The organism is Kitasatospora sp. NPDC088351, assembly GCF_040685575.1.
In the GTDB taxonomy this organism is placed as follows: domain Bacteria; phylum Actinomycetota; class Actinomycetes; order Streptomycetales; family Streptomycetaceae; genus Kitasatospora.
In genome coordinates, this window is sequence record NZ_JBFBIL010000005.1 from 188,432 (window position 1) to 214,927 (window position 26,496).

The 26,496-nt window shown below is 68.0% G+C and carries 20 protein-coding genes, 1 tRNA gene and 1 pseudogene; 8 read left to right on the forward strand and 14 right to left on the reverse strand.

The features are described 5' to 3' along the window. Nucleotides 1–34 precede the first annotated feature (34 nt). Together AB0P06_RS06095 and AB0P06_RS06100 are read right to left on the reverse strand one after the other, a co-directional pair. A complete protein-coding gene (locus AB0P06_RS06095) occupies nucleotides 35–409 on the reverse strand; it encodes a GNAT family N-acetyltransferase (RefSeq protein ID WP_363605433.1) in 375 nt (124 codons plus the stop codon). 138 nt (nucleotides 410–547) lie between these two features. Continuing rightward, the gene (locus tag AB0P06_RS06100) at nucleotides 548–1,831 is read right to left on the reverse strand and encodes an adenylosuccinate synthase (RefSeq protein WP_363605435.1); all 1,284 of its coding nucleotides are present in this window, start codon (nucleotides 1,829–1,831) and stop codon (nucleotides 548–550) included. Between the two features lie 126 nt (nucleotides 1,832–1,957). On the opposite strand from AB0P06_RS06100, the gene AB0P06_RS06105 reads away from it, so the two are divergent. From AB0P06_RS06105 to purM, 3 genes are all read left to right on the forward strand, one after another. Further along, complete coding sequence (locus AB0P06_RS06105) at nucleotides 1,958–2,809, forward strand: diacylglycerol kinase family protein (RefSeq protein WP_363605436.1); 852 nt, start codon at nucleotides 1,958–1,960, stop codon at nucleotides 2,807–2,809. A gap of 316 nt (nucleotides 2,810–3,125) precedes the next feature. Then, entirely contained in the window at nucleotides 3,126–4,706 is a 1,581-nt protein-coding gene (purF, locus tag AB0P06_RS06110; RefSeq protein ID WP_363605438.1) for an amidophosphoribosyltransferase, read from the forward strand. A gap of 77 nt (nucleotides 4,707–4,783) precedes the next feature. Beyond that, nucleotides 4,784–5,869 (forward strand): phosphoribosylformylglycinamidine cyclo-ligase, encoded by a 1,086-nt coding sequence (purM, locus tag AB0P06_RS06115; protein ID WP_363605440.1) that lies wholly within the window; start codon nucleotides 4,784–4,786, stop codon nucleotides 5,867–5,869. A gap of 205 nt (nucleotides 5,870–6,074) precedes the next feature. Here purM and AB0P06_RS06120 read toward each other — a convergent pair whose 3' ends face one another. Both AB0P06_RS06120 and AB0P06_RS06125 read right to left on the reverse strand, forming a co-directional pair. Continuing rightward, nucleotides 6,075–6,332 (reverse strand): DUF3073 domain-containing protein, encoded by a 258-nt coding sequence (locus AB0P06_RS06120; RefSeq protein WP_363605442.1) that lies wholly within the window; start codon nucleotides 6,330–6,332, stop codon nucleotides 6,075–6,077. A 381-nt stretch (nucleotides 6,333–6,713) separates the two neighbouring features. Next, the gene (locus AB0P06_RS06125; RefSeq protein ID WP_363605492.1) at nucleotides 6,714–7,829 is read right to left on the reverse strand and encodes a Glu/Leu/Phe/Val dehydrogenase dimerization domain-containing protein; all 1,116 of its coding nucleotides are present in this window, start codon (nucleotides 7,827–7,829) and stop codon (nucleotides 6,714–6,716) included. A 243-nt stretch (nucleotides 7,830–8,072) separates the two neighbouring features. On the opposite strand from AB0P06_RS06125, the gene AB0P06_RS06130 reads away from it, so the two are divergent. Both AB0P06_RS06130 and bldC read left to right on the forward strand, forming a co-directional pair. Further along, nucleotides 8,073–8,969, forward strand: a complete 897-nt coding sequence (locus AB0P06_RS06130) for a hypothetical protein (protein ID WP_363605444.1) — start codon at nucleotides 8,073–8,075, stop codon at nucleotides 8,967–8,969. A gap of 544 nt (nucleotides 8,970–9,513) precedes the next feature. Next, nucleotides 9,514–9,720, forward strand: coding sequence for a developmental transcriptional regulator BldC (gene bldC, locus AB0P06_RS06135; protein WP_014137253.1), 207 nt, complete (start codon nucleotides 9,514–9,516; stop codon nucleotides 9,718–9,720). Between the two features lie 383 nt (nucleotides 9,721–10,103). Here the strand turns inward: bldC and AB0P06_RS06140 are convergent. From AB0P06_RS06140 to AB0P06_RS06155, 4 genes and pseudogenes are all read right to left on the reverse strand, one after another. Continuing rightward, nucleotides 10,104–10,177, reverse strand: a tRNA-Asp gene (locus AB0P06_RS06140). Nucleotides 10,178–10,283: 106 nt separating this feature from the next. After that, nucleotides 10,284–14,222: an ATP-dependent RNA helicase HrpA gene (hrpA, locus tag AB0P06_RS06145; RefSeq protein ID WP_363605493.1), complete on the reverse strand. Its 3,939-nt coding sequence runs from the start codon at nucleotides 14,220–14,222 to the stop codon at nucleotides 10,284–10,286. Nucleotides 14,223–14,438: 216 nt separating this feature from the next. After that, a complete protein-coding gene (locus tag AB0P06_RS06150; protein WP_363605494.1) occupies nucleotides 14,439–14,789 on the reverse strand; it encodes an SgcJ/EcaC family oxidoreductase in 351 nt (116 codons plus the stop codon). 90 nt (nucleotides 14,790–14,879) lie between these two features. After that, a pseudogene (locus tag AB0P06_RS06155) lies at nucleotides 14,880–15,146 on the reverse strand (muconolactone Delta-isomerase family protein); the annotation flags it as partial. Nucleotides 15,147–15,353: 207 nt separating this feature from the next. Between AB0P06_RS06155 and AB0P06_RS06160 the strand changes: the two are divergent. Beyond that, nucleotides 15,354–16,634 (forward strand): GNAT family N-acetyltransferase, encoded by a 1,281-nt coding sequence (locus AB0P06_RS06160; RefSeq protein WP_363605445.1) that lies wholly within the window; start codon nucleotides 15,354–15,356, stop codon nucleotides 16,632–16,634. Between the two features lie 589 nt (nucleotides 16,635–17,223). Here the strand turns inward: AB0P06_RS06160 and AB0P06_RS06165 are convergent. The 3 genes from AB0P06_RS06165 to AB0P06_RS06175 all read right to left on the reverse strand — a co-directional run bounded on the left by AB0P06_RS06165 (nucleotide 17,224) and on the right by AB0P06_RS06175 (nucleotide 20,229). Beyond that, on the reverse strand, nucleotides 17,224–18,669 hold the full coding sequence (locus tag AB0P06_RS06165; RefSeq protein ID WP_363605446.1) for a hypothetical protein: 1,446 nt from the start codon (nucleotides 18,667–18,669) through the stop codon (nucleotides 17,224–17,226). Between the two features lie 109 nt (nucleotides 18,670–18,778). Continuing rightward, nucleotides 18,779–19,009 (reverse strand): helix-turn-helix domain-containing protein, encoded by a 231-nt coding sequence (locus AB0P06_RS06170; RefSeq protein WP_363605448.1) that lies wholly within the window; start codon nucleotides 19,007–19,009, stop codon nucleotides 18,779–18,781. A gap of 44 nt (nucleotides 19,010–19,053) precedes the next feature. Continuing rightward, complete coding sequence (locus AB0P06_RS06175) at nucleotides 19,054–20,229, reverse strand: hypothetical protein (RefSeq protein ID WP_363605449.1); 1,176 nt, start codon at nucleotides 20,227–20,229, stop codon at nucleotides 19,054–19,056. Nucleotides 20,230–20,414: 185 nt separating this feature from the next. Here AB0P06_RS06175 and AB0P06_RS06180 point away from each other — a divergent pair, with 185 nt between their 5' ends. After that, nucleotides 20,415–22,082 carry a DUF262 domain-containing protein gene (locus AB0P06_RS06180; protein WP_363605451.1) on the forward strand — a complete coding sequence of 556 codons (1,668 nt, stop codon included), beginning with the start codon at nucleotides 20,415–20,417 and terminating at the stop codon, nucleotides 22,080–22,082. Nucleotides 22,083–22,126: 44 nt separating this feature from the next. After that, a complete protein-coding gene (radC, locus tag AB0P06_RS06185) occupies nucleotides 22,127–22,816 on the forward strand; it encodes a DNA repair protein RadC (protein WP_363605453.1) in 690 nt (229 codons plus the stop codon). Here radC and AB0P06_RS06190 read toward each other — a convergent pair. From AB0P06_RS06190 to AB0P06_RS06200, 3 genes are all read right to left on the reverse strand, one after another. Further along, a complete protein-coding gene (locus AB0P06_RS06190; RefSeq protein WP_363605455.1) occupies nucleotides 22,787–23,923 on the reverse strand; it encodes a restriction endonuclease subunit S in 1,137 nt (378 codons plus the stop codon). The genes radC and AB0P06_RS06190 overlap by 30 nt on opposite strands. 2 nt (nucleotides 23,924–23,925) lie before the next feature. Continuing rightward, on the reverse strand, nucleotides 23,926–25,419 hold the full coding sequence (locus tag AB0P06_RS06195; RefSeq protein WP_363605457.1) for a class I SAM-dependent DNA methyltransferase: 1,494 nt from the start codon (nucleotides 25,417–25,419) through the stop codon (nucleotides 23,926–23,928). A 235-nt stretch (nucleotides 25,420–25,654) separates the two neighbouring features. Beyond that, the gene (locus AB0P06_RS06200) at nucleotides 25,655–26,254 is read right to left on the reverse strand and encodes a hypothetical protein (protein ID WP_363605459.1); all 600 of its coding nucleotides are present in this window, start codon (nucleotides 26,252–26,254) and stop codon (nucleotides 25,655–25,657) included. Nucleotides 26,255–26,496 lie beyond the last annotated feature (242 nt).

Below are 26,496 nucleotides of genomic sequence, written 5' to 3' on the forward strand. Positions count from 1 at the left end.
CCCCCTCTGATGATCGCACCATATAGGTGCGTCTCTAAGGAAGGACTACCTTGGACTCCGTGTTCACCGCCGTCCGCCAGACCGACCGGGCGTGCCAGGTGCCGCCGATCTCGACCAGCTCGTCGACGGCGCTGAAGGCGTAGTACCCGGTGATGCCGACGGCGCGGCCGGACGGGAGGTCGATGACGGCGAACTTCACTGCCCGCCCGGCGGCCACCTCGGCGAGCCGGATGTCGAGGATCGCGCCCAGCTCCTCCTCCGTCGTCGGGGCGCTGAACGGGATCCACCGCCAGACCTCCGGGTCCGCGCCCACGCCGGCGAACAGCTCGGGCAGGTGGTGGCGCCCCAGGGGCTCCAGACGGACATGGCGGCCGGTCAGGGTGACGGGCGCGGGCAGCTTCGCGGTCATGGCCGCAAGGTAGCGCCACTCTGCACTAGATGCAATGGGATATTGGACTAGTGCAAAATTGCGCAACAGGCGAGAGGGGATGCGGAAGGGCCCTGCGGGACGCATCCCGCAGGGCCCTTCACACGACCGAAGGCAGGCCTAGATGAACGAGTTGATCTCGATCGTCTCGGTCCGGCCCGGGCCGACGCCGATGGCCGAGATCGGAGCGCCGGACATCTCCTCCAGCGCCTTCACGTACGCCTGGGCGTTCTTCGGCAGGTCGGCGAAGGTCTTCGCCTTGCTGATGTCCTCGGTCCAGCCCGGCAGCGTCTCGTAGATCGGCTTGGCGTGGTGGAAGTCCGACTGGTTGTATGGGAGCTCCTCGACGCGGCGGCCGTCGATCTCGTACGCGACGCAGACCGGGATCTGCTCCCAGCCGGTCAGCACGTCGAGCTTGGTGAGGAAGAAGTCGGTCAGGCCGTTGACCCGGGTCGCGTAGCGCGCGATGACCGCGTCGAACCAGCCGCAGCGGCGGTCACGGCCGGTGGTCACACCGCGCTCGCCGCCGATCCGGCGCAGCGCCTCGCCGTCGGCGTCCAGCAGCTCGGTCGGGAACGGGCCCGAGCCGACGCGGGTGGTGTACGCCTTCAGGATGCCGATGACCCGGTCGATCTTGGTCGGGCCGATGCCGGCGCCGGTGCAGGCGCCGCCCGCGGTCGGGTTCGACGAGGTGACGAAGGGGTACGTGCCGTGGTCGACGTCCAGCAGGGTGCCCTGGCCGCCCTCCAGCAGGACGACCTTGTTCGCCTTCAGCGCCTCGTCCAGGACCAGGGTGGTGTCGGCGAGGAACGGCTTGATCTTGTCCGCGTAGCCGAGGTACTCCTCCAGCACCAGCTCGGCCGGGATGGCGCGGCGGTTGTAGAGCTTGACCAGCAGCTGGTTCTTGTCGTGCAGCGCGGCTTCGATCTTCTGCTGCAGGATCGACTCGTCGAAGAGGTCCTGGACCCGGATGCCGACGCGGTTGATCTTGTCCGCGTAGGACGGGCCGATGCCGCGGCCGGTGGTGCCGATCCGGCGCTTGCCGAGGAAGCGCTCGGTGACCTTGTCCAGGGTGCGGTGGTACGGCGTGATCAGGTGGGCGTTGCCCGAGATCAGCAGCTTGGAGGTGTCGATGCCGCGCTCGTCGAGACCCTTGAGTTCGGAGAGCAGCACGCCCGGGTCGATGACGACGCCGTTACCGATCACCGGCGTCACATTCGGGCTGAGGATGCCGGAAGGCAGGAGGTGCAGGGCATACTTCTGATCGCCGATGACCACCGTGTGACCGGCGTTGTTGCCGCCCTGGTAGCGAACGACGTAGTCGACGGAGCCACCGAGGAGGTCGGTCGCCTTCCCCTTGCCCTCGTCTCCCCACTGAGCGCCAACGAGCACGAGTGCCGGCACAGGCGTACACCCCTTCCGGTTGGGGCATCCTGCGTAGGCCGCAGTCTGCCCCGAGATAGACGAAGCCCCTGGCGCAATAGCGCAAGGGGCTCTTGCACCGAGAGATTACCTGAGGAAGGACCGGTCGTGTCGTCCCTGTCCACGCCTGCAACCGGCGGCCCCGAGCCGCTCCTGCTGCTCCTCGACCCGGCGGCCCGGCAGTCCGACGGCGAGTCGGTGCGGATCGCGAAGGACGTCCTCTGCGGAGGTGCGGACGTCAAGGTGGCCTATCCGGAGAGCCCGTCCGAGCTCGACCGGGTGCTTTCGCACCGGGGTCGCCGCCGACCAGTGGTGATCGGATCCGACCTTGCGCTGCAACGGGTGCTCCAGGCCCTCTACCGCCAGCGTGAGCTGGGGACGGACCCGGTGGGCATGGTCCCGGTCGGGCGGGCGAACGAGCTGACGGCGGCCCGCGCGCTCGGCGTGCCGGGTGCGCCGGTCCCGGCCGCGCGGGCGGTGCTCTCGGGCGCGCCGCGCAAGCTTGACCTGCTGGTGGACGACGGTGGCGGGGTCGCGCTCGGCGGGGTCCGGATCTCCGGGAGCGGGGTGCGTCGAATGGTCGGCCGTACGGGTGGTTGGCGTTCGCTATGGGCGAAACTGGCTGCGGCCGAGCAGGCGAGTCCACTCACCTCCGAGAACGGCAAGAACGACCACGGCTCCCGGATCCGGGTCGAGGCGGACGGACGGCTGCTCGCGGACGTCCACCGGCCGGTCCGGCTGGTCCAGGTGACCCTGCCGGGCGGCGAGGCGGCCGGCGCGGGCGTGATGGAGGTCGTGGTCCGTGCGCCGGGCGCACTGGTGCGCACCCGGGCGGCGACCGTCTCGGTGGCCGGACGGGGCTTCGGCTACGAGGCGGACGGCCACCCGGTCGGCCCGGTCCGGACCCGCACCTGGACGGTCCACCCGGGCGCCTGGGGCCTGCTGCTGCCGGCCGTGTGAGCGGGGCGGGCACCCGTGAGCGGTGCGGGCGCCGGGGGCCGTGAGCCCGGCGCCCCCCGCGAGCGGTGCGCACCGGGTGCCCCGGCGTCCCGGGTGAGCAGGCTCACGTTCGCCGCCGCCCGCCACCGGGCGGTCCGTGCACGGAATGCCCCAACGGGCGCGAACCGCAAGGCCAAGCGGCCCCTCGGCGAATTCCCGGACCCTCAATTACGCGTTGGGTAAGGGGTTTCGTCTACGCGCGTTACTGAACGTTCGGCCAACAATCCGCGCCTCCCTGGTTCCGGAAGCCCGCGCCAACTGCCCTAGACTCGAAGGCGTGCCACGTGGTGACGGAAGACTCAACCACGATCTTCTTCCCGGTGAGAAAGGCCCCCAGGACGCTTGCGGCGTCTTCGGTGTCTGGGCTCCCGGCGAGGAGGTCGCCAAGCTCACGTTCTTCGGCCTTTACGCCCTGCAGCACCGCGGTCAGGAATCCGCGGGCATCGCAGTGAGCAACGGCTCCCAGATTCTCGTCTTCAAGGACATGGGGCTCGTTTCCCAGGTCTTCGACGAGGCCTCCCTGGGGTCGTTGCACGGGCATATCGCCGTCGGACACGCCCGCTACTCGACCACCGGTTCCTCGGTCTGGGAGAACGCCCAGCCGACCTTCCGGGCGACCGTTCACGGTTCGCTGGCCCTCGGGCACAACGGAAACCTGGTGAACACCGCCGAACTGGCGGCCATGGTCGCCGAACTGCCCGGTGAGGAGCACGTCTCCCGCTCGGGCCGGGCCGCCGCGACCAACGACACCGACCTGGTGACCGCGCTGCTCGCCGGCCACCCGGACCTCTCCATAGAGGAGACGGCCAAGCTCGTCCTGCCCAAGGTCAAGGGCGCGTTCTCGCTCGTCTTCATGGACGAGCACACGCTCTACGCCGCCCGCGACCCGCAGGGCATCCGCCCGCTGGTCCTCGGCCGGCTGGAGCGCGGCTGGGTGGTCGCCTCCGAGACGGCGGCGCTCGACATCTGCGGCGCCTCCTTCATCCGCGAGGTCGAGCCCGGCGAGCTGATCGCCATCGACGAGAACGGCATGCGGACCTCCCGCTTCGCCGAGGCCAAGCCCAAGGGCTGCGTCTTCGAGTACGTCTACCTGGCCCGCCCCGACACCTCCATCGCCGGCCGCAACGTGCACCTCTCCCGCGTGGAGATGGGCCGCAAGCTGGCCGCCGAGGCGCCCGTCGAGGCCGACCTGGTGATAGCGACCCCGGAGTCCGGTACTCCGGCCGCCATCGGCTACGCCGAGGCCAGCGGCATCCCGTACGGCTCCGGCCTGGTGAAGAACGCCTATGTGGGCCGTACCTTCATCCAGCCCAGCCAGACCATCCGCCAGCTCGGCATCCGCCTCAAGCTCAACCCGCTGAAGGAAGTCATCGCGGGCAAGCGCCTGGTCGTGGTCGACGACTCGATCGTGCGCGGCAACACCCAGCGCGCGCTGGTCCGGATGCTGCGCGAGGCCGGCGCGGCCGAGGTGCACATCCGGATCTCCTCGCCGCCGGTGAAGTGGCCGTGCTTCTTCGGCATCGACTTCGCCACCCGCGCGGAGCTGATCGCCAACGGGATGACCGTCGAGGAGATCGGCCGCACGCTCGGCGCCGACTCGCTCGCCTACATCTCGATCGACGGCATGATCGAAGCCACCAAGCAGCCGAAGGACCGGCTCTGCCGGGCCTGCTTCGACGGCGAGTACCCGATGGAGCTGCCCGACCCGGCGCTGCTCGGGAAACTCCTGCTGGAGGCCGAGATCAAGGGCGGCCAGCAGCCGCCGGCGGTCCGCGGCAAGCCGACCGGCAGCGATCTGGACGGTGTCCAGTCCCTGCTCGGCGGAGCGGGCGCGGCCGACGCCCTGCGCCGCCCCTAGCAAGCCCTGGTGGGGTCCCGGAACCGGGGCCCCACCGCTGTTCCATCCCCCCACTGACCCGAAAGGGCCGCACCGCAGTGACCACGAACCAGAACGGCGCCACCTACGCCGCCGCCGGCGTCGACATCGAGGCGGGCGACCGCGCCGTCGAGCTCATGAAGCAGTGGGTGAAGAAGGCGAGCCGCCCCGAGGTGGTCGGCGGCCTCGGCGGCTTCGCCGGGCTCTTCGACGCGTCCGCCTTCAAGCGCTACGAGCGGCCGCTGCTGGCCTCGGCCACCGACGGTGTGGGGACCAAGGTCGCCATCGCCGCCGCCATGGACAAGCACGACACCATCGGCCACGACCTGGTCGGCATGGTCGTCGACGACCTGGTGGTGTGCGGTGCCGAGCCGCTGTTCATGACCGACTACATCTGCGTCGGCAAGGTCGTGCCCGAGCGGGTCGCCGCGATCGTCAAGGGCATCGCCGAGGGCTGTGCGCTGGCCGGCTGCGCCCTGGTCGGCGGGGAGACCGCCGAGCACCCGGGTCTGCTCGGCCCGGACGAGTACGACGTCGCGGGCGCGGGCACCGGCGTGGTCGAGGCGGACGCGCTGCTGGGCGCGGACCGGGTCCGGGCCGGCGACGTGGTGATCGCGATGGCCGCCTCCGGCCTGCACTCCAACGGCTACTCGCTGGTCCGCCACGTGCTGCTGAACGAGGCCGGCTGGAAGCTGGACCGCAAGGTCGAGGAGTTCGGCCGCACCCTCGGCGAGGAGCTGCTGGAGCCGACCCGGATCTACTCGCTGGACTGCCTGGCGCTCACCCGCGCCACCGAGATCCACGCCTTCTCGCACGTCACCGGCGGCGGCCTGGCGGCCAACCTGGCCCGGGTCATCCCGGAGGGCCTGCACGCCCGCCTGGACCGCGGCACCTGGACCCCGCTGCCGGTGTTCCAGACCGTCGCCCAGGTCGGCAAGGTGGCCACCCTGGAGATCGAGAAGACGCTCAACATGGGCGTCGGCATGGTCGCGGTCGTCCCGCCGCACTCGGTGGACGTCGTGCTGTCGGTCCTGGAGGACCGCGGCGTCGAGTCCTGGCTGCTCGGTGACATCGTCGAGCGCGCGGACGGGCACGAGGGCGGCGCGGCGCTCTACAACGCGTACGAGGGCTTCACGGCGGGCTGAGCAGGCCGCCGGATACCCGAAGAGCCCCTCCGGTACCGGAGGGGCTCTTCCCGTCGGGGGCGGACCGCCGGTCCGGCGTCGGACCCGCGAGCCCGGGAAGCCCGGTGCGGCGGAACGGTCACGGAACAACCCGCCGAACGGCCGCGGGGACGCCGAAAACCGGCCCGGCGCTCTGAGCGCCAGGGCCGGTCAGGCCAGACTGTGACTACGCGCGGCGGCGGGCCTGGGATGGCCCGGTACCCGACTCGGTGTCGTCGTCCTCGTCGTCGTCGGCGTAGCGAGCCGCGTATTCCGCGTAGGGGTCGTCGTCCTCTTCTTCTTCGATCGGCTCTGGCTCGATCGAAGCGGTAGAGGGCGATACGCCCAGCTCGTTGGACAGACGATTGGCGTCAAACCCGCCGCTGTTGTACTTCAGCTCGCGGGCGACCTTCGTCTGCTTGGCCTTGGCCCGGCCGCGCCCCATGGGTCGACCCCCTCAACGATGGGGCTCACGGCCCCGAGTCTGACACGTGTTCATGATCAGGAGCGGCCTGCCCGAATGGGGAGAACCGTCCCTTGGAGCATTAACGGTACCTGTTTCTGCCGCTGGACGGTACGTCGTCAGTGTGACGTGGCGCGCACCTGCCGCACCCGCGACCAGGTCGTCCCAGGTCAGGGGAGGTATTGCGGCGTTTTGCGCGCTGTCCGTAGGTATCTCAGGTCCGTCGTTCCCGGATCGATTATCCCCCCAAGGGGGGCGTTGGATCACCCGATCGGGCGCAGAAGTGAGAATCCGGTTCCACATTGTGATGCGCGGGGGACGGAAGGGACCGTCCCCCGCGCACCGGGGTCACGTGAGCGGGCGTCAGCCCCGGCGGGAAGCCGGCAGCAGGACCGAGCGCAGCGCGCTGATCTCCCGCATCCGCTTCTCCGCCAGGCGGTCGGCGGCGACGGCCGGCGGGACGCCGTCGGCGGTGGCCCGGGTGAAGATCTCCAGAGTGGTGTCGAAGATCTTGGTGGCCTTGTTCTTGGCCCGCTCGAAGTTGAAGCCGTCGATCTCGTCGGCGACCTGGATCACGCCGCCGGAGTTCACCAGGTAGTCCGGGGCGTAGAGGATGCCGCGGTCGGCGAGGTCCTTCTCGACGCCGGGGTGGGCCAGCTGGTTGTTGGCCGCGCCGCAGACGACCGCGGTGCCGAGCTCGCCGAGGGCGGCCACGGTGTCGTCGGTGAGCGCGCCGCCGAGGGCACAGGGGGCGTAGACGTCCAGCCTGGCCCGGAGCAGGGCGGCGGTGTCCGCGACGACCTCCACCTCCGGGTGGGCGGCGCGGACGCGGTTGACGGCGGCCTCGGCGACATCGGTGATGACGACGGTGGCGCCGTCCGCGACCAGGTGGCCGACCAGGTAGTGGCCGACCTTGCCGACGCCCGCGACGCCGACCCGCTTGCCGCGCAGCGTCGGCTGGCCCCAGCGGGCCTGGGCGGTGGCGCGCATGCCCTGGAAGACGCCGAAGGCGGTCAGGATGGAGGAGTCGCCGGCGCCGCCGTGCTCGGGGGAACGGCCCGTCACGAACTCGGTCTCGCGCGCGATGACGTCCATGTCCTGGACGTAGGTGCCCACGTCGCACGCGGTGATGTAGCGGCCGCGCAGCGACTGCACGAAGCGGCCGTAGGCGCGGAGCATCGCCTCGTTCTTGTCCTTGCCGGGATCGCCGATGATGACGGCCTTGCCGCCGCCGAGGTCGAGCCCGGCGAGCGCGTTCTTGTAGGACATGCCGCGCGAGAGGTTCAGCGCGTCCTCCAGTGCCGCCTCCTCGGAGGCGTACGGGAAGAAGCGGGTGCCGCCGAGGGCCGGGCCCAGCGCGGTGGAGTGGATCGCGATGATCGCCTTGAGGCCGGAGCTGCGGTCGTGGCAGAGAACGACCTGCTCGTGGCCGTCGCCGGGGACGCCGTCCTGTTCGGTACGGAAGATCCTGCCGAGCACGCCGGGTGCGGGGTACGTGGCGGATGCGGTCTGTACGTCGGTCACTGTGGTGACTCCAGTATCCGAGGCCCGCTGCTGTGGTGCGGGCGCCTAGGGCGAAGCGTAGTCGTGGGGGCGCCGCCGATCCGCCCTCTTGTCCGAGCTTGCCCAGGTTGTCCGAGGAGTGAGACGGGGGCATGGGGAGAGGGGCGGCGAACGGTTCCCGGCCCGCGCCCTCCCGGGCGGAGGGTGGCGCGTGCGACGATGCAGAACGTGACCGTCGTACGCACCTCCGTACTTCCGCCCTACGCCGCCCACCTGCGGGTCTACGAGCCGCTGGCCGCCTACCCGGAGCCCGACCGCACACGCTGGCAGGTCTATGCGGCGGAGCACGGCCCGGACGCGGCGGCGGCGGAGCGGCCGGTGGCGGCAGCGGTGCTGGAGGAGCAGCGGGAGGCCCTGGCGGAGCTGGTCGGCCGCACGCCCCGGGCGCTGCCGGAGCGGGAGAGCGAGCGGGCCTTCGTCCGGGCCCTGGACGGGGTGCTGTACGTCTGCCCGTGGGCGACCAGGCTGCGCAGCTGGCAGGCGCTGGAGGAGCTGCGGTCGGGGGCGCCGGTGGCGCTGGTGGACACCGCGCTGCCGCCGGCGACCCGGGAGGCCGCGGAGGCGGACCGGGAGCGCTGGCGGGCCGAGCACCCGGACGCCCGGCCGTGGATCCTGACCAGCCGGTGGGAGGTGCCGGTGCGGTGGTTCCTGCCGTTCGGGGAGGAGGACCGCTGCTTCGTTCCGGCCGTGGAGGGGGAGGAAGAGGAGGGGGCGGCGACACTGTTCTATCTGACGCCGATGGCGCAGGCGCGCCGGCGGGTGGCCCGGGCGTACCGGGCGCTGCGCGAGGCGGTGCCGGAGGGGGAGCTGGTGCGGGGGGCGGAACAGGTGGGCCGGTGGCTGGAGGAGTTCCATCCGCGTTCGCTGGTGGAGCTGGACTACGGGGGGCTGGTGCATCTGCTGGGGCCCGAGCGGCTGCTGGCGGACCGTTCGGCGGGGGAGCTGGAGGGCGGGCTGCGCGCGCTGCGGGCGGGGGACATGACGGAGGCGCTGCGGGCGTACGAGGAGCTGACGGCGCGCTGGCGGCGGGTGCTGGCGCTGCGGTACGCGAACTGAGCGGTCCGGGCCGGTCCGGACCGGCCCGGTTGAGGAGACGTCATCGCTGGCCGGGCCCAGTGTCGGTGGTACTTGTAAGACTGTAAGAGTCCTACGGCCTGAGCGTTATGACCAAGGTCCTGGTTCGGGTCAATAGCTATCGAACGTGACACTACTCACCGTTGACGCGAACTCACCCCTATGTGCAAAAATGGGACAACCAGCCCAACTTCACGTGAGCGTGCCCACTTTTGGGTGGTTCTGGAGTCGATGCGTGCTTTGCGGGGAAACGGAGGGTCTGGTCCCCTCGTAACCGGATGTCGCGATAGCGTGACCGTCCGTTATGGGGTGGTCCATCGCCATCCGTCGGCCTTGAACCCGTGAGGGGTCAATTTTGGCGGTTTGGTCGATAGGGCTGGACGGATGGTGTAGTTGTAGACACCAGGACAAGCCGTTCGTCCTATAACCGACTCGGCCCGTCTATGCCATTTCGGGCATCGCGGGCCAAGGTGCAGAATTTGAAGGATAGAACCGCCCTGGTTCGGTTCTCCCGAGGAGGCCGCTCATGACCGCTCGTACCCCTGATGCTGAGCCGCTGCTGACGCCGGCAGAGGTTGCCACCATGTTCCGCGTAGACCCGAAGACGGTCACCCGCTGGGCCAAGGCGGGCAAGCTGACATCCATTCGCACGCTTGGCGGGCACCGCCGTTATCGCGAGGCGGAGGTGCGTGCTCTGCTGGCCGGCATTCCGGCTCAGCGCACCGAAGCCTGATAGGCCAAAGGCTCTTTAAAGGGGCTGCTAACCGGACTCCGCCGGGTCCGGTAAGCGGCCCCTTTGCCATGCCCGGAGGGCGGTCCGGACGCCCGGCCGGATGTGTCCGGCGGGTTCCGCTCCGACCGGTCGGAATGTTGAACTCCGGATAACGATTTGATGGTTATGAGGTGGGGGGGATTTACTGGTAATGGATGTGCAATTTTATATATTAAATTAGTGCCCGTGCGGAGGGGGTGCCGGCTGCCCGGTTTCAGGGAAAGATAAGTGACGACCATCACACGCACGGTCACTTGTGGTCTAGACCTAGTGCGAGGTAATGCGCTGCGCGGTGAAACGCGAGAGGCCCGGAACCAATACGGTTCCGGGCCTCTCGGCTACGGCGATCCCGACGGGACTTGAACCCGCGACCTCCACCTTGACAGGGTGGCGAGCTAACCAACTGCTCCACGGGACCAGAGTGTTCTGATCTCGTTCACTCGCTTGCTGCGCTGCGAACAAGACAGATCGTAGCCCATGGTGGGCCCCCAGGTCGAACTGGCTCCTGAGGGCCCCCGCCCAGCTCAGAGAGCGGCCCGGGCCGCCTCCATCGCCTTCATGATCCGCTTCTCCGAGACGGGCGTCGGCGTGCCGAGCGCCTGGGCGAAGAAACTGACCCGCAGCTCCTCGATCATCCACCGGATCGACCGCAGCTCCGGGGACGGCTGCTGCCCGGCCGGGACGGCCGCCAGCAGCTCCCCGTAGGCCTGCTGCACCTGCTGGACCTTCAGCAGCTGCTGGGCGTCCCGCTGCGGGTGGTTGGGCAGTGCCTCCAGCCGGCGGTCCACCGCCAGCAGATAGCGCTTGAGGTCCGGCAGCCGCTGCCAGCCGGTGGCCGTGACGAAGCCGGGGTACACCAGCGAGGCCAGATGCAGCCGGATGTCGTTCACGGCGTTCAGCAGCACCGGGCTGCTCACCGACTTCAGCCGGGTCGACGCCTTGTGGAAGGCGATCAGGGCGGTGGCCGTCTTCAGCGTGGTGTCCGCCGAGAGGTCGTACAGATCGGCCCGCACCTTGTCGTGCAGCTTGCCGAAGGCCGCCTCGTCCCAGGCCGGGCCTCCGGCCAGGGTCATCAGCCGGTCGGTGGCGCAGGCGACGACGTCCTCGAACAGCGCCGGGATCGAGCCGTGCGGGTTGTAGGAGAGCGCCAGCTTCGCCTGGTTGCCCAGCCGGCCCTGGATCGACTTGGCGGGGGAGTTGGTGGTCAGCGTCAGCAGCCGCCGGGTGCCCTCCCACATCGCCTGGGCCTGCGCCTGCGGGGTGTCGAACAGCTTGATGCCGACGGCCTCGCGATCGTCCACCAGCGCCGGGTAGGCGCGCAGCGAGTGGCCGCGCGAGCGCTGCTCGAAGGTGCGCTGGAGCACCGGCAGCGAGGCCGGCCAGGCGGTCAGCCCGCTCTGCTCGATGCCCTGGCCGGAGGCGGCCGAGGAGAGCGTCTCCTTCAGCTTGGGCTTCAGCAGCAGCCGCAGTTCCTCGAGGTCCTTGGACTCGGCGAGCTTCTTGCGGCCGTCCACCACCCGGAAGGTCACCCTGAGGTGGTCGGGCACCCGCTCGTCGTCCCAGGCCTCGGGCGGTACGGTGACCGCCGTCAGCCGCTTGAGGACGTGCTCCAGGGTCGGCAGCAGCGGCTCCTGCCGGTCCTTCACCTGGCGCAGCGCGGCCTTCGCGAAGTCCGGGGCCGGGACGAAGTTGCGCCGGATCGCCTTGGGCAGCGCCCGGATGTAGGCGGTGACCAGCTCCTCGCGCAGGCCAGGGATCTGCCAGTCGAAGCCCTCGGCGGTGACCTGGTTGAGCACCGGGAGCGGGATGTGGACGGTCACGCCGTCCGCGTCGCTGCCCGGCTCGAACTGGTAGGTCAGCTTGAAGCGGAGCTTGCCCTGCTGCCAGTAGTCCGGGTAGTCCGCCTCGGTGACGCCGTCCGCCGAGTCGTTGATCAGCATCGACTTCTCGAAGTTGAGCAGGTCCGGCTGCTCGTGCCGGGCCTTCTTCCACCAGGAGTCGAAGTGCCGGGTGGAGACGATGTCGTCCGGCAGCCGGCTGTCGTAGAAGTCGAACAGGGTCTGGTCGTCGACCATGATGTCCCGGCGGCGGGCCCGGTTCTCGAGCTCCTCGACCTCGCTCAGCAGCTTGCGGTTCTCGGCGAAGAACTTGTGGTGGGTCTCCCAGTCGCCCTCGACCAGCGCGTTGCGGATGAACAGCTCGCGGCAGAGCTCGGGGTCGATCCGGCCGTAGTTGATCTTCCGCTGGGCGACGACCGGCATCCCGTAGAGGGTCACCTTCTCGTACGCCAGCACCGCGCCGGCCTTCTTCTCCCAGTGCGGTTCGCTGTAGCTGCGCTTGATCAGGTGGCCGGCCAGCGGCTCCACCCACTCGGGCTCGATCTTCGCGTTGATCCGGGCCCAGAGCCGGGAGGTCTCGACCAGCTCGGCGGACATCACCCAGCGCGGGGGCTTCTTGAACAGGCCGGAGCCGGGGAAGACGGCGAACCGGGCGCCGCGCGCGCCGCCGTACTCGCGCTTCTCCACGTCGTACAGGCCGATGTGCGAGAGCAGACCGGCCAGCAGGGACTGGTGGATCCGGTCGGCGTCCGGCTCGGCGTCCGGGTGCGGCTCCTCGATCGTCACGCCCAGCTGCCTGGCGACGGTGCGCAGCTGGGAGTAGATGTCCTGCCACTCCCGTATCCGAAGGTAGTTCAGGAACTCCGCCTTGCACATCCGGCGGAAGGCGGAGGAGGAGAGCTCCTTCTGCTGCTCCCTCACATAGCGCCACATGGCGAGATAGGCGAGGAAGTCGGAGGTCTCCGAGGCGAAGCGGCGGTGGCGGTCGTCGGCGGCCTGGCGCTTCTCGGTGGGGCGTTCGCGCGGGTCCTGGATGGAGAGCGCGGCGGCGATCACCATGACGTCGCGGACGCAGCCGTTCTTGTCGGCCTCCAGCACCATCCGGGCCATCCGCGGGTCCACCGGGAGCTGGGCCAGCTGGCGGCCCAGCGGGGTGAGGCGCTTGCGGACGTCCTGCTCGGCCGGGTCGAGGGCGCCGAGCTCGTGCAGGAGGTTGACGCCGTCCTTGATGTTGCGGGAGTCCGGCGGGTCCAGGAACGGGAAGGCGGCGATGTCGCCGAGGCCGGCGGCGGTCATCTGGAGGATGACCGAGGCCAGGTTGGTGCGCAGGATCTCGGCGTCGGTGAACTCGGGGCGGGCGAGGAAGTCCTCCTCCGAGTACAGCCGGATGCAGATGCCGTCCGAGGTACGGCCGCAGCGGCCCTTGCGCTGGTTGGCGCTGGCCTGGCTGACCGCCTCGATCGGCAGCCGTTGCACCTTGGTGCGGTGGCTGTAGCGGGAGATGCGGGCGGTGCCCGGGTCGATCACGTACTTGATGCCCGGGACGGTGAGGGAGGTCTCGGCGACGTTGGTGGCGAGCACGATCCGGCGGCTGCTGGAACGCTGGAACACCTTGTGCTGCTCGGCCGAGCTCAGCCGGGCGTAGAGCGGGAGGACCTCGGTGAACTTCAGTTTCAGTTTGTTGAGCGCGTCGGCGGTGTCGCGGATCTCGCGCTCGCCGGAGAGGAAGACCAGGATGTCGCCCGGGCCCTCGGCCTGGAGTTCCTCGGCGGCGTCGCAGATCGCCTGGATCTGGTCGCGGTCGCGGTCCACGTCGGAGGCCTCGTCGGCGTCGTCCGTCTCGTCGACGATCGGGCGGTAGCGGACCTCGACCGGGTAGGTGCGGCCGGACACCTCGACGATCGGGGCATCGCCGAAGTGGCGGGCGAAGCGCTCGGGGTCGATGGTCGCCGAGGTGATGACGACCTTGAGGTCCGGGCGGCGGGGGAGCAACTGCTTGACGTACCCGAGGATGAAGTCGATGTTGAGGCTGCGCTCGTGCGCCTCGTCGATGATCAGGGTGTCGTACTGGCGCAGCTCGCGGTCGGTCTGGATCTCCGCGAGCAGGATGCCGTCGGTCATCAGCTTGACCAGGGTGTCCTGGCCCACCTGGTCGGTGAACCGGACCTTCCAGCCGACCGCCTCGCCGAGCGGGGTGCGCAACTCCTCGGCGACGCGCTCGGCCACGGTACGGGCGGCGATCCGGCGGGGCTGGGTGTGGCCGACCAGGCCCTTGACGCCGCGGCCCAGCTCCAGGCAGATCTTCGGGATCTGGGTGGTCTTGCCGGAGCCGGTCTCGCCCGCCACGATCACCACCTGGTGGTCGCGGATGGCCGCCAGGATCTCGTCCTTCTTCTGGCTGACCGGCAGCTCCGCCGGGTAGGTGATCTCCGGTACGGCGGCGCGGCGCTGCTCCACCAGCAGCTCGGCCCGGTCGATGTCGGCGGCGATCTCGGAGGTGATCTTCTGCTGGGCGTCGGGCTTGCGGACCCGCCGGGCGCCCTCCAGCCGGCGCCCGATCCGTACCTGGTCGCGCAGGGTCAGCTCGGGCAGACGGGCGGCCAGCTCGCCGATGCCGAGGCCCACGATGGGCGCGTTGGCGGACTGGACTGCGGGAGAACTCACTGCGGGCATCCCTCTAGGTTCGCAAGGAGGTGCGGCGGCGCGCACCTCAGTTTTCGAGCTCCTCCAGTGTCACAGCCGGTGGCGGAGAAGTGCGAACCCCGGGCGGGCGGGGCGCGCGAGCCACCCGGAGGCGTGCGGTACGGCGGCGCGCCGGGCCGTGCAACGGAACCGACGGATTCAGGGCCGGTCGAGGCGGGACACCTGGTAGTGGCCGATGAACCAGCCGCCCTCCGCCGCGCGCCGCACCAGCACGCCGAGGCGGACGCCCAGCGTGGGCCGGTCGGTGAACGAGAAGTCGACGTCCAGGTAGCCGAGCACGAGATCGTCGGCGAGCCGTCTGGTCTCCAGAATCCGGTACTCGGCCGTCATCCCGAGGGGCTGGGAGTCGTAGTAGTCGGCGACGCCCTGCCTCCCGACGCTGTAGGGGTGCAGCCCCTGGAAGATCGCGTCCTCGGTGAAGCAGGCGGCGACCCGTTGCGGCTCGTGCGCGTCGACGGCGGCCTTCCAGCGGTCGAGGACGCCGCGCAGGACCGCTTCGGGGCCGGCCGTGCCGCTGGTGGCCGTCGGAGTGTGCTCCTGGGCCGGTCCGGGCGCCGGGCGGCCCGGGTCGCTCGGGTGCGGGGACAGCGCCGTCACCGTGTCGTGCCGCCACACCCGCAGCGGCATCGACGCCAGCACCTGCTCCAACCGCTCGGCGTCGTCCGCGCTGAACAGCCCCCAGGTGCGCCACTCACCCGGGGCGAACGGCGGCCGCCAGAGGCGCAGCAGGCTTCCCCGCGCGGCCAGTTCCCGCGCCCGCACCGACTCCCGGGTCCGGATCTCCGCCACCTCCTCCTCGGAGGTGCCCTCCGGAACAGCGGTCACCATGTCGACCAGGAACTCCATGCGTGGCTCTCCTCATCACGGCAGCCCCCTCCGACACCGCAGACCCTAACGCCGGAACCGGACCGCCCGGCGGTCACACCCGGGCACGGCGCGGCTCGGTGCGGTGACGGCCTCCACCGCCACCGTGCCGGGCGCGTCGGGGTGCGCCGGGCGGGCGGCGGGCCGGCGGGGGAGAATGGAGCCTCCGGATCCGGGCAGGTGGTGACGATGCCAGCGTGGCGTCTGCGCGACTATCACGACGACGACCTGGACCAGGCGATCCAGATCTGGGACCAGACCCGCCAGGCCGACGACGGGGATCCGGCGTTCTCCGTCTCCGAGGCGATGGCCGCGGGCCAGTCCGGCCGGACGGCGGTGGTCGCGGTGGTCGGCGACGAACTGGCCGGCATGGTGGCGGCGCAGGCGAACGGTGAGCGGGCGTGGATCCTGCTCGTGGCACTGGCGTCCCGGTGGCGCAACCGGGGGATCGGCAGCGCCCTGCTCGCCGAGCTGGGAAAGCGGCTGCGGGCACTGGGCGTGCGCCGGATCGGCGCCCTGCTGCCGGCCTCCGCCACCGGCGCGAAGGCCCTGGAGAACTCCGGCTACCTGCCGCGCGACGGCCTCACCTACTACGAACGGCTGGAGCCGCCCGAAACCGCCAACGCCGACGTGATCGCGAGCCTGGGCGGACTGATGCTGCCCCCGGGCCGCTGGGAGGCGATGGCGGGCATGGAGCGGGAGAAGCGGGTCGTCGAACGCCGGATCGTGCTGCCGCTGACGGAACCCGCGCTGGCCGACCGCTACGGCGTCGCGCCACCGAAGGCGGCCATTCTCTTCGGCCCGCCCGGCACCGGGAAGACCAGCTTCGCCAAGGCCGTCGCCTCCCGGCTGAACTGGCCGTTCGTGGAGCTGTTCCCGTCCCGGCTGGCGGCCGACACCGATGACGGCCTGGCCGCCGCGCTGCGGGACGCCTTCGCCGAACTCGCCGGGCTGGACGCGGTGCTGGTGTTCATCGACGAGGTCGAGGAGATCGCCGGGACACGCTCGGGCCACGCCGTCGACGCCAGCCACGGGGTGACCAACGAACTGCTCAAGCTCATCCCCGGTTTCCGCGAGCACGACGCCCGGCTGCTGATCTGCGCCACCAACTCCGTACGCTCCCTCGACCAGGCCTTCCTGCGCCCGGGCCGCTTCGACTACGTCATCCCGATCGGGCCGCCGAATCCGGCGGCCCGGAAGGCGATCTGGGTCCGGTACCTCGGGGCGTCCGCCGAGGCGGTGGACGTGGACGAACTGGTGCGGGCCAGCGAGCTGTTCACCCCGGCCGACATCGAGTTCGCCGCCCGCAAGGGCGCGCAGACGGCGTTCGAACGTGAGGTCGTCCACCGCCGTGGCGAGCCGGCCACCACCGAGGACTATCTCACCGCGGTCGCCGACACCCGGCCGACCCTCACCGCCCAGGCGATCCAGGAGTTCACCGAGGACATCGAGACCCGCAGCCGCCTCTGACCCCGCCGGGCCGCCCGGCGGGGCCCCACCGCCTCGTGGCCGGAGCCGGGTGGTGTCCTCCCGGTTCGGTCCTGGCGATGCCGCCGATTCACTGCGCTCGGTGGGGTGAAGACCGCACAGAGCCTCGCGGCCTCGCTTGCCGACCGCGATCCAGCCGGCGAGGCCTCGGACCTGTTCGACAGTGGGTGGCCGCTCGCGTTCCATCGGCGCTTCCTGCCTGCCTTGGGCCTGACGGATTCCGTCATCGAGGACCGGCGCGCCGCCCTTCCCGAGGCGGAGAAGAACGACCTTCTGCTGTGCCTTGCACGTACTTGCTGCGGGGGAGGGGAGCGTGGCCATCCGCTGTCCCGGTGGCGCCGAACAGCACAAAAAAAGATGCCCCGAAGCGAATCGCTTCGGGGCATCTTGCCTTTTCAGGCCTTTGTGGCCAGGGCCGGGGTCGAACCGGCGACCTTCCGCTTTTCAGGCCAAGCCGGGGCGGTGAGATGTCCCGTTTTGGGTGATTCTGCCGTCCGTGGACGGCTGTCCTCGGACGCCGCCATCCGGGCCGATTGGCGTCAGCGTTGGCGTCAACCGGTGCGTGGACGGATCAGTGGTTCGGGAACGGCCAGGGGTAGGCGTGGGCGTTCTGTGAGCCGAGGTAGGGCGCGAGGTTCTGCCGGCTGGGTGGCGGGTCGGGCGGCAGGGCCACGCCAGCGATCACCGGGTCAATGGAGTCGGCGTGTGCCTCCGCCCAGCGAAGCCACTCAATGGTCGCGTCGCTGGGGGTACCGGTGGCGCTCTCCCGTACCGCGGCGCAGAGGGCGCGGATCTCGTTGGCCGTCCGCCGGGTTTCCAGTTGCTGTTCGAGCGCCTTGATCCTCTGGTCGCGGATCAGCCTCTGGTGAGCTTCGTCAACGGCTTCGAGCCAGCGCTGTTTCCGTAGCAGCTCTGCCTGCTCGGCCCGGACGCGTTCTTCTTCGGCCCGTTCAGCCCGCTCCTCGATGGCTGCGAGGAGATGGCCCAGGCGGGATTCGAGGGTCCAGCGCGTTCCGTCCGAGCAGTCGTAGTGGCGGTATCCGTAGGTCTGGTCATGACCAGGAGCGTCGATCATGAGCCGTCCGTCGGGCACGTGGTCGTACTTCGGGATGCGCTTGCGCAGCCACGCCGGCTGTCGCTCGGCGTCGCGCAGCTCGCTGGCCGTGGGCTCATGCGGTTGCTTGGTGGTGCGTTCGCAGATCTCCAGAGGGAACGCATGCCCCTTCACGATGATCACGACCGCGCTCCTTGGCTCGGCCCGTCGCCGGAATGCCTCTACCGGGCGGGCCTCCACTGTGTAGCCCCGTTGCTCGGCCTCGCTGAAGAGGCCCTGCATAATCCGCAAGGCCCGGTCGACGAGCGGGCTGGAGACATGGATCGGTATGACCCCCTGTTGTCCACGAGTGTCGGCCGTCCCCGTCTGGCGTCGCCTCAGGGCCTTGCGCGTAGCGGTGATCAAGGGGTGCGCATGCGCGAGATCGGCAGGCACCTTGACGACTGGCACCGGCGGGGGTGGTGGAGGCTCCTTCGCGGGGTCGAGGAGCCGCAGCTTGAGGTCCCCCTTCTCGCGACCGGTGAGCCTCAACTTCTGCCCTGGTGGCAGGAGGTCGTTGTTGACCGCGTGGTAGAACGCCCTGGTCCACCGGCCTCGGGTCGCGACGCCTGGGTCCGTGACGGTGATGCTCCCGGCGGCGGCTTCGAGTCGGCGAATCAGCTCGGCCCCGTCGGCCGGGGCATCCTTCGCCGTTTCCGGGTCGCGGGCGCTGCGCCGGGCCTCGCGTTCGACCTCTTCCGGGTGCCGTCCGTGCTTCAGGTAGTACTTGCCCTGCTCGGTGACGGCTGCGGTCTGGACTTGGTAGCCCTGCTTCGTGATGGAGAACTTCCGCTTGACGAGCTTCCGCTGCTCGAGAGCCCACAAGGTGTTCGACTTGCGCGCCTCGATCTCGGCACCGGGGTTGGCAGCGACCCAGCGCAGCAGTTCGGCCTGGATCTCGGTTGGAGCCAGCGAAGACTTCACGTGCCGCACCATACGGGGGAGCTGGCGGCGGCGGACGACTTCCGACAAGCCTGCGGAGCGAGCCGGGGCCGGGTGGTATCGGGGCGGTGCCGGAGGGACGCCTGTGGCTTCATCGTGGTTGGGGTCGGCGGGGCTCGTGCGGTTGCCGGGTCGGGTCGAGCTCCAGGTTCGAGCGCGAGTCGTTGGCCTCGCCTTCGGCCAGCCAGGCATCGAGCGCCGTTCGCCGGTAGTAGACGCGGCCAGCCAGCCGAAAGCTCGGAGGCCCTGACCTTCGGTCACGCAGGTTGTACATGGCCTTCGGCGTCCTGCGAACGTAAACGGCGGCCTCCGCCAGCGTCATGACTGGCGACTCTGCATAGGGCCCGTGGTTCGAGTCCGCCCCGCTCACGTCAGGTTTCCGTCGTCAGCTCTCGAGGTGAGCTTCGCTCTGATCTCGTCGATACGGCTCTGTGTCGCAGCAGCGCTCTTCTGCTGGCGCTTGAGTTTCGCTTGCGCGGAGGCCAACTCGGAGGCTAGGCGCTCGCGTTCAACTGGGCCAGGAGTGCCGGGCTCGCGTATGACCTCCTGGTCGCAAAGCGGCCCGACGCGCTCGGCGGACACCACCCCCCAGTCGGTCTCGCACTCCGAGCAGCGGGTGATCCCCATCGAGTAGGTGTTATGGCTGTTGTGCTGCGTCCTCTCGATCACGTGGTCGCAGGTCAGCGTCAGCCTCCAGACGTCCAGCTCCTTCTTCCGGTCCTCGGACCGAGAGGAGAAGAGGATCTTCGCGAGCTCTTCGGCCTGCTTCGGACCCATCGGCGGTGTCGGACAACAGGCGAAGCAGTGCTCTACCGGACAGCCCGAGATCAACCAGCGCCCTTCGTGACACTCGCCGTGCCGCTCCTGGAACTGCTTCTCGGCGATGTCGCGCTCCTCGCGCTCCCGATTCGTCATCCTCGACTGCGGAGGCCGATCGCTTGCGTGGCCGAGGAGAGGTTGCCCGCAGCCGCGGCACGGCACGCCAGCCTTGTACTCCTCCCAGCTGAGATACGTGCCCTCGCGCCGCCATCGCTGGCGTCGCTCTTCGGCCCGTTGGTGCCGCTCCTCGCGGGCCAAGGCCTCACGGCGAGCCCGCGCTGTGGCTCGTTGCTGTCGCTGCTCCTCCGTCAGTTTCGCCATACTGCCACCCGCATCCACGCCTCCGAGTTCCAGGCCAGTTGCAGCATCGTGGGTAGGCGATTGGCCCGTCTGGGAGGCTTGCGTCAAATAGGCTGAAATTGGCGGAATTCGCTTGCACTTCGCCCGAACGTGATGGGTAAGCGTCGATGGGCGATCATCCGGCGATCGTTCGATCTCGGCCGGGACAGTTGGGTCTTCGAGGCTCGCCCACATGCTGGCTGATCCTGCCGGGATCTCGCCGCCGCACTCGTCGGTGAGGGCGGTGAGCTGTTCCCAGGTGAACATGCGGCAGACGTGGGTCGCGTCGGGCACTTGGCGCAGGTTGCCGGTGCGGATCACGGCATCTACTTCGAGGAGGTCCTGCGCGGCGGTCTGCCGATCCGCGAGCTGGTGGCTTGGCACGACCCGCGTGATGAGCAGTCACCGCGAACTTCAGCAGGCCATGGAGAACTTCCAAGCCAGCATGCTGACGAAGCGCCGTCATTTGTCAGTCGGGGCCTCTACGATCGGCACAACCGATGCGATGGGGGTTGGGCATGACGGTGACAGGTCTCTCAGGGGCTCGGGTACAGGATCCAGAGCCTACGGTGTCGCGTGTCGCAAAGTTGGCCGACCGTGTGCTCTCCGGAGACATCGTCCTACCGAAGTTCCAGCGGGGATTCGTCTGGACGCCCCAGCAAATCCTCTACCTGTTGGACTCGGTGGCGCGGAACTATCCGATCGGGAGCGTGCTGCTGTGGCAGACCGCGGAGGAGATGGCCAGCGAGCGCACGGTCGCCGGCCTGACTGTCGATGCGCCACGCCACGGTTACCCGGTGAACTACATCATCGATGGGCAGCAGCGGCTGGCGAGCATCTTCGGCGCGCTGCACTGGCAGCCAGGCCGTGACCCCGAGAGCAAGTGGAACATCGCCTACGACCTCGAGCAGCAGAAGTTCCTGCACCTCAAGAGCTTCGACCCAGCGCCGATGAATCTGATGCCGATGTGGTTGATCGCGGACCCGTCCTCATTCTTTGGTCGGGTAGCCGACATCGAAGAACCTGAGCTCCGCGACCGGGCGAAGCAACTGTTCAGCCGCTTCAGCGACTACCAGGTGCCAGTGGTCACGCTGCGGGAGATGTCCTCCGGCGAGGTGGCGAAGGTGTTCGAACGGATCAACAGCACCGGGACGGACCTCACCATCGTCGACCTGGTGCGAGCCGCGACCTGGAGCCCGGAGTTCGACCTCAAGGACGAGATCGAGACCTTGCTGTCGGTCCTCGACGAGAAGCGGTACGGCCGGATCGACACCAAGACGATGTTGCGGACGATCTCAGCTGCCTCTGGCTTCGGGTTCTCGAGGACGGACATCGACCGCTTGAGGGAGCTGCCGAAGGAGGAACTCCGGGGCGCGGTTGAGGTCGCAGCTCAGGCCTCACGCCGTGCCGTGGATTTCCTGAGCACGCAGATCCGCGCGCCGCGCGCAGAGGCGCTCCCCTACTACAACCAGTTCGCTGTCCTTGCTGATGTGTTCCGGCAGCTGCCGAAGCCCTCCACGGTGCAGTACGAAGCGCTGCACCGGTGGTTCTGGCTGACTGCCAGTGGAGAGTACTTCAAGGGCTGGAACGAGTCGCAGATGGCGGCGGACCGCCAGGCCGTAACTGCCTTTGCCGAGGGACGTGCGACCGAGATCGAGGCCGGCGCTGGGATGCCGCGCAGCGTTCTCTGGCGCCGTAGTGCCTTCCGAAGGACGAACGCGCCCAGCAAACTGCTGGCCCTGCTGTTGGCGTATGCGGCGCCACTCGACCTCCGGACAGGGCAGCGGATCGACGTGGACAAGGCGCTGTCCTGGCAGAACGACAAGGAGTTCCATCACTTCTTCCCCAAGGCGTTCCTGAAGGGTCAGGGAGTGGGTGCGGCGCAGGCGAACGTCTGCGGCAACCTGGTGATGCTCAGCTCTGTGTCCAACATCTGGGTGAGCGACAAGCCGCCGTCGCAGTACCTGAAGGACATCTGCGCCACCGATGGGGAGAAGGCAGTGCGCGAGCGACTGGCGAGCTGCCTGGTGGACGAGGATGCCTTTCAGGCAGCAATGCGGGACGACTATGAAGCGTTCCTGCGAGCGCGGTCGGAGACGTTGCACGAACGGTTGATGGCGCTGATTGGCTCGCCGGAAGGGGCGTTGGCAGGTGACCTCGCGCCGCTGCTGGAGGAGGGCGGGGAGGAAAGCGACTTCGATCCGGATGAGCCGGTGGACCGGGACTCTGCTGACTGAGCCTTGTCTTCCGGGCAGCCGAAGGGCGGTGATGGCGGATGCGTATGAAGGATCTGCCTGAGCAGGACAGACCGCGTGAGCGGCTGCTCGCACGTGGAGTAGAGGCGTTGGCCGACCGGGAGTTGCTGGCACTCCTGCTGGGGTCAGGAGTTGGTGGTTGTGACGCCGTCGAGCTAGCTGGGCAACTGATCGCGCGCCATGGAGGGTTGTACGAGCTCTCCCGGGCCGCACCACACGAGCTTACGGTCGGGCTCGTGGGCATGGGGCCGGCCAAGGCGGCGCGGGTTGCGGCGGCGTTCCAGCTGGGGAGGCGAGCCTCGCCGCCCGCTGCCCCGGGCCGGCAGAGAGTAGCTGGATCGGCCGACCTCGCAGCTGTTGCCGCACCAATGCTGCGTGGACTACGGCATGAGCGGGTCGTCGTCGTAGTGTGCGACGGTGCGGGTTCGGTGATCCGGACGGCGCTGCTGACGGAGGGTGCTGCGGATCGAAGTCTGGTACCTGTACGGGATGTGCTGGCGCTGGTGCTGGCGGCGGGAGGTGCGTCATTCGGGGTGGCGCACAACCATCCAACGGGGCGTGTTGAGCCGAGCGAGCCCGATCGCCTTGCCACCGCGCGGCTGAGGGCGGGGGCAGAGGCGGTCGGGCTACGGTTCCTGGACCACGTGGTGGTGACGGAGAGTGCTTGGAGGCGAGTGCCCCCGCTACTACAGCCTGCCGGCGAAGGCGGCGTTTAGTAGGGCAGGGCGAATAGCGCCAAGGGAGGGTGTTCCGTGAACTTTACGGATCCTATCGGCGAGATCGTCTAGGGTAGATGCAACCCTGTCTTGCTCCTCGCGCGGAGGGAGGGCAAACTCGATATTCTCGAATCGTTTCACACCGAGAGTCCGATTGCGATCAGCCGCTCCTGGCGAACAGGCCGAGATCTGAGCGAGGCCCTGTTTGCTCAGGAAGTAGTGACGGAGATAGCTCACGTTCACTCGCTTATCAAGCGGTCGATAGAAGAGGAATCGATTTGAGGCGATATGAGTGGCGTCCTCAATGGATGTTACGCTGATTGCCCCCTCCCAGGCCTTGATATTGCTGAGGGCGAGAGCATCTGCGGGAAAATTGAAATAGCGCAGTTTGCTCAGCTCGGAACTGGGCGCGCTAGGGTAGTGAATCATCCCCTTGCCGAATGAGCGCATTCCGATCGCTCGATAGTGGGCGCCCGGGTCGACCTCAATGGGCTCGCGAGTGAGAGTGAGAACCTCACCCACGCGTACCGTGGTTGTGGCTGCTTCCTGGGCGGCATGAACCATCGACTCGAAGAGGCTCGACTGCAGATCGGACATCCGCGTGCGCAGTGACTCAATCCGAGTAAGCCGGCTAATGGCTGCATCAAGTTTAGCAGCGAGGCGACGCTGTTCGGCGAGGTCTGGGAGCGGAACCATTGTGGCAAGGAATGTGTCTGGGTTGGTCCTCTTGCGCCTGACCATTGATCCGCGCGGCGTTAGAAACTCCCATAGGGCCGGCCACGCTACGAGGTGCTTGATGTAGTTAGAATCGGCGGATGCCGAGATGCTGAAAACTGGATACTCGGGGGAGACATAGGTGTCGCCGAAATCCTCGGTGACGACAGCGAGTGCACCCTCCCAGGCATTTAGTTTGCTGATTACCAATTGGCCGACTCTGAGCTTGGCCATCCTCTCGTAGGCGGTGTCGCTGCCAAGGATAGGCGAGCGTTTGATAAGCCCCTTGCCGAAGCTGTAGATACCCGTTACAGGGTAGTGAGAATCAGGGGAAAGAGGAACCATCTGAGGGGCGAGTGACAGGACATCGCCGAGGGGGCGCAGGGGGTACACGCTCACTGTCCGCCCGCCAGCCCTGCTCGCAGTTCTTCGAGTAGGCTCAGGATTTCCTGCTCGCTCTCGATGAGCTCGTTTACAAGATCCTCTGGCGAACGGTGAGCCAGGTCGTCTCCGGCATGTGGGTTGCTCAGGTCGAGGTTATATCCGCTCGCCTTGATGGTCTCAGCGGATACACGCCAGGCGAATTCCGTTTCCTCGCGTCCATTCCGCGCCTCTCCACCCCACCATGTCGTGCAGGCTGCGAATTCCTCAACCTGCATGGGCTTAGTCTTGGTGTACCCTCGCCGCCCAGCTGGGAGCGGAATCTCGTAGAACCACGTTTCCTCGGTCGGCCCGGTCTTCTCGAAGAAAAGAAGGTTCGCCGGGATCTGCGTATAGGGCGCGAAGACGCCCTGAGGCAGCCTGACGATCGTATGTAGGTTGCACTCCTTCATCAGCTTCTCTTTAATTCGGGCTCCGATCCCCCCGCCGAACAGACTACCGTTTGGTAGAACGATCGCGCATCGCCCACCCCGCTTTAGCTTTTCCAGGATCGAGTGAACAAATAGCCAAGCCGTTTCCTGGGTGCGATACCCTTCCGGAAAGTTTGCGACCACCGATGCCTCTTCTTCGCCGCCGAATGGCGGATTAGTGAGTACAACGTCCACCTTGTGCGCAGGGCCGGTCTCGTTACGCATTCGGAGGAGGGCATTGTCCCGGATCAGGCGAGGGTTATCGATCCCATGCAGCAGAAGATTCATGGTGCACAGCAGATATGGAAGCGACTTCTTCTCAATGCCTCGGATGTCATCATGTAGCTGCTTCTGCTTGGCAGAAGTGTCTGCCTGCTCACGCAGTTCGTCATACGCCTGGGTTAGGAAGCCGCCGGTTCCGCTTGCGGGGTCGAGGATTGACTCGCCGAGCTTCAGGAATGACTGCTGAACCATGAACCGGTTTACAGGGCGAGGAGTGTAGAACTCGCCCGAGTCGCCAGCGGCATCCCGCATCTCTTTGAGGATGGATTCATAGACGAAGGCCATGGTGTGGATGTCGTCTTCAGAGGTGAAGTGAATCTGGTTGACGATATTGACCAGATCCCGTAGCAACACCCCAGACAGCATCCGGTTGTGGATCTCCTTGAAGACGGTTGAGATCACGTTTCGGGGATCGTCACTGTCCTTGCCTTCAAGTCCACGCAGGTATGGCAGCAGCTCGTTGTTGACGAAAGAGGTCAGTTCTTCGCCGCTGAGGTCTTCGTCGGTGGCCCAGTCCTGCCAGCGGTAGGGCCCCTCGATGGCGGGCCGAAAGTCCAGGTTCAGCACCGAACCAGCCTGTTCCACCCGCTCGTCGAAAGCCTTGAGGAACATCAGCCACGACAGTTGCGGCAACCGGTCGAGGTCACCGTTGAGGCCAGCGTCCTTCCGCATGATGTCGCGGGCTGACTTGATGGTTGAAGCGAGTTTGGCCCGCGTGGTGGTCGGTGCACCCTTGCCGGCGCTGCGTGATGCCATCTCAGTCTTCCAATCCAAAATCATGGTTCAGTGCTGCAGGCGAGAAGTCGTACAACAGCTTCAGTGCGGGACGGGCCATAGCGAGCGCCGCATGAGGTCCTGGCTGGTTCTGGAGGCAGAGCGTGGCACACCTAGCGCACATTGAGCTGCGGGACTCGTCGCGGGGTGAATGCCCGGCAATCGATGACTGACCACCACTCAACTGCTGTGATGGAGAATCCGATACACGGCTTGGTCAATGTTCTGCTCTCAGTGCCCGCTCGACGCCTAGCTCCGCCCGTGGCCCGAGTTGCTCGGCTACGTGCAGCAGCTCCTGCTGTGTCGCCTGCCCATGTTGCATCAGGTGGGCGATGGCAGACGCGATCACGCTCTGCTCTAGGCCGGCTGCTGCGCAATCGACGACTGCCCGCACTGGCGTCGTTAGCCGGTAGCCGGCACGCTGCTCGATCTCCTCCGGCCTCAGATCCGCCTTGTGGAGCACCACCGCCGAGTCCCTCTGGCGGAACCCGGGAGGGATCGTCAGGTGAATCTCATCGGCATTAGCGATTCCCAGGCCGTGGGCTGCGAGGGAGGTTGTATGGGAGGCAACGGCCCGACCTCGGCTCCACAATGACCACCGGACCAGATGCTCATCCCCCTCGCTGGGCATGTGCCCGAACTCGCGGAACCGATAGATGCCGCGATCCACGCGAAGCCAGTTGCCGCGCTGGGCATGGAACCGATGAGACTGGTAGGAGTAGCCGACATCTAGCGCCTGAGCCGCGGTAAAGAAGCCGCGCTGCTTGCTGGCAATCCTCCAGAGAGTGTCCCGGGTGTCGGTACGGTCTCTGAGCACAGCACTAGCCTAGCATCATGAATCCTCAAACTTGATTTTAGTTTTCCACTCACCGATGACGCCAAACTAAAACTAATATCTACCTAAATCTGGACAAACTGCCTAGTCATGCAGTGGTTTCGCGTGCGGGTTCGCCCCCGCAGCCCGTATGGCGACGAACCGTCGACGGTGCTGAGCGGGCCGACCACGCTGCCGCCGCCCTATGGTCGGACGAACGAAAGTCCTCGGCCAGCTCAGTGGGC

Excerpts from the sequence above, each read along its gene's own strand:
- radC (WP_363605453.1), top strand. The coding sequence starts at position 22,127 with ATGAAGGATCTGCCTGAGCAGGACAGACCGCGTGAGCGGCTGCTCGCA.
- AB0P06_RS06170 (WP_363605448.1), bottom strand. The coding sequence starts at position 19,009 with ATGACGCTGGCGGAGGCCGCCGTTTACGTTCGCAGGACGCCGAAGGCC.
- AB0P06_RS06130 (WP_363605444.1), top strand. The coding sequence starts at position 8,073 with ATGCAGAACGTGACCGTCGTACGCACCTCCGTACTTCCGCCCTACGCC.
- AB0P06_RS06195 (WP_363605457.1), bottom strand. The coding sequence starts at position 25,419 with ATGGCATCACGCAGCGCCGGCAAGGGTGCACCGACCACCACGCGGGCC.
- AB0P06_RS06120 (WP_363605442.1), bottom strand. The coding sequence starts at position 6,332 with ATGGGGCGCGGCCGGGCCAAGGCCAAGCAGACGAAGGTCGCCCGCGAG.
- AB0P06_RS06095 (WP_363605433.1), bottom strand. The coding sequence starts at position 409 with ATGACCGCGAAGCTGCCCGCGCCCGTCACCCTGACCGGCCGCCATGTC.
- AB0P06_RS06160 (WP_363605445.1), top strand. The coding sequence starts at position 15,354 with ATGCCAGCGTGGCGTCTGCGCGACTATCACGACGACGACCTGGACCAG.
- bldC (WP_014137253.1), top strand. The coding sequence starts at position 9,514 with ATGACCGCTCGTACCCCTGATGCTGAGCCGCTGCTGACGCCGGCAGAG.